Source organism: Trichloromonas sp. (genome assembly GCF_034006665.1).
GTDB lineage: Bacteria > Desulfobacterota > Desulfuromonadia > Desulfuromonadales > Trichloromonadaceae > Trichloromonas.
The window spans coordinates 1-2,644 of record NZ_JAVESI010000094.1 but is presented as its reverse complement, the minus strand read 5'-3'; the positions used below and the strand labels follow the sequence as shown (position 1 = coordinate 2,644).

Below are 2,644 nucleotides of genomic sequence, written 5' to 3'. Positions count from 1 at the left end.
GTGCGGATTCCGGCAGCATCCGACCACCAATTCCGCTGCAAACTGGGCCACCCGTTCCGGAGCCAACTGGACCAGGCATTCCGCTGTAAACTGGGCCACCGATTCTGATCTAAACTGGACCACTTTTTCCTGTTAAACGGAATCGGTGGGCCAGATTCCTCCGGAATCAACCGCGACGCTGGATAACCTGGTGTACAACCTTGGAAATTCAATTTTCCAGGAGGTGCATCGTTGGCAAACACGAGGTTATCCATGCGCAAAATCAGAGAAACTCTCCGTCTTCACTTTGACGGTGGGCTGGGGCAACGTCCCATTGCCCGCTGTCTGGCCATATCTCGTACCACGGTCGGCGATTACCTGCGCCGTGCCGATGCCGCCGGACTGAGCTGGCCGTTGCCGGAATCCCTGACGGACCAGCAGCTCTATAATCAACTCTTCCCGCCCACGGTTCTGATTTCAGCAACCGGTCGCACGACGCCGGATTGTGCCTATCTTCACACGGAACTGAAACGCAAAGGGGTAACCCTGATGCTGCTCTGGGAGGAGTACCAGGCCGAGCATCCGCAGGGTTATCGTTACAGCCATTTTTGCGAACTGTATCGCCGCTGGGCACGCAAGTTGAAACTCTCCATGCGGCAGATCCATAGAGCAGGCGAGAAACTGTTTGTCGATTACGCCGGACACACCCTGCCGCTCACCAATCCGCACACCGGTGAGATCGCCGAGGCCCAGATCTTTGTCGCGGTTCTGGGCGCCAGCAACTACACCTTCGCCGAAGTGACGCTCAGCCAGAATCTGTCGGACTGGCTCGGGTCTCACCGCCGCGCTTTTGAGTTCTTTGGTGGTGTTCCGGAGATCGTCATCCCGGACAATCTCAAGAGTGCGGTGAGCAAGCCCTGCCGCTATGAACCGGACCTTAATCCCAGCTATCAGGATCTTGCCGAACATTATGGGACCGCTGTCATTCCGGCCCGGGTCCGTAAACCGAAAGATAAATCCAAAGCCGAGGTCGGCGTGCAGATCGTGGAACGGTGGATTCTGGCGCGGTTGCGCAACCAGACCTTCTTCAGTCTCGCCGAAGCCAATGCCGCGATCCGCAATCTGCTTATTGATCTGAACAGTCGCCCCTTCAAGAAACTGCCCGGCTCGCGTAAAGAAGCCTTCGAGTCTCTCGATCGGCCGGCGTTGAAGCCCTTGCCGGCGGACGGCTACACTTTCTCACAGTGGAAGAAGGTGCGGGTCGGCATCGATTACCACGTCGAAATCGACGGTCATTATTACTCGGTTCCCTACCCACTGCGGGGCAAGCAACTTGATGCGCGAATCACGGCAAACAGCATCGAATGTTTTCAGCAGCGCAAACGGGTCGCCTCCCATGTGCGTTCCTTCGAGAAAGGCCGCCATTCCACCGTGCCATCCCATATGCCCAAAGGCCATCAGGATTATGCCGACTGGACGCCGGACCGTCTGATCCGCTGGGCAGCGAAGACCGGACCTCGAACGGCGGCCATGACCAAAGAGCTCCTCGCCTCGCGGCAGCATGCCCAACAGGCTTTCCGTTCGGCCATGGGGCTGATGCGCTTGGCGAAAGTCTATACGCCAGAGCGCCTGGAAGCAGCCTGCGACCTGGCTCTGGACGGAGGAGCGGCCCGTTATAAAAGTGTCAAGTCGATCCTTTCAACCGGTCTTGATCAGCAACCCCGACAACAAACCCTGCCGACCAGCGAACCGATTGCTCATGACAACATTCGCGGCGGCCATTACTACCACTAGGAGATCACGATGTTGCACCATCCCACACTGGAAAAACTACGAGTCCTGCGTCTGTTCGGCATGCTCAAAGCCTTGGGTGAACAGCAGCAGATGCCGGATATTCACAGCCTCGGCTTCGAGGAACGGCTCGGCTTGCTGATCGACCGGGAAGTGACGGAACGGGAGAACCGTCATCTGGACACCCGGCTGAAAAAAGCCAAACTCAGGCATTCCTGCTGCATCGAGGATCTTGACTTCAAGGCCGCCAGGGGACTGGATAAGACGCTGATCCTGAGTCTGGCCGCTTGTACATGGATTGCTCGCGGAATCAATGTACTAATCTGCGGTCCTACCGGCGTCGGCAAAAGCTATCTGGCCTGCGCTCTGGGGCACAAGGCCTGCCTCGAAGGCTACTCAGCTCTCTACCTGCGGTTGCCGCGCCTGTTCGAGGAACTGCGCCTGGCCAAGGCCGACGGGCGCTACGGCAAATTGATGCTCGGCTACGCCAAAACCGACCTGCTGATCTTGGATGATTGGGGCTTAACGCCCATGACGGACCCGCAACGCCGCGATCTTCTGGAACTGCTGGAAGATCGCTACGGCAAACGGCCAACCATTGTCACCAGTCAGTTACCGGTCTCATCCTGGCATGAAGCGATCGGCGATCCAACCTTGGCGGATGCTATTCTCGACCGGATTGTGCATAACGCCCACAAAATTGAACTGAAGGGAGAATCGATGCGAAAACACGCCATCTCGCTTGACCAAAACTGACAGCTGATTTACAAAAAGACTCCAGCGTCGCTTCGCTCCGAAGGGTGGCTCACTTTGCGCCGGTATCAATGGCCCAGTTTAAAACGGAATCACTGGTCCACTTTCACCGGAATACGCA

At 57.1% G+C, this 2,644-nt stretch carries 2 protein-coding genes; both read left to right on the top strand.

What is annotated here, in order from left to right; translation table 11 throughout:
• The first annotated feature begins 252 nt into the window (after positions 1–252).
• Entirely contained in the window at positions 253–1,773 is a 1,521-nt protein-coding gene (gene istA / locus RBR25_RS17605; RefSeq protein ID WP_432820848.1) for an IS21 family transposase, read from the top strand.
• A gap of 9 nt (positions 1,774–1,782) precedes the next feature.
• Positions 1,783–2,526, top strand: coding sequence for an IS21-like element helper ATPase IstB (istB, locus tag RBR25_RS17600; protein ID WP_432820847.1), 744 nt, complete (start codon positions 1,783–1,785; stop codon positions 2,524–2,526).
• Positions 2,527–2,644: the final 118 nt, after the last annotated feature.

Bases quoted from the DNA above. Each gene is read 5' to 3' on its own strand.
- istA (WP_432820848.1), top strand. From the start codon at position 253: ATGCGCAAAATCAGAGAAACTCTCCGTCTTCACTTTGACGGTGGGCTG.
- istB (WP_432820847.1), top strand. From the start codon at position 1,783: ATGTTGCACCATCCCACACTGGAAAAACTACGAGTCCTGCGTCTGTTC.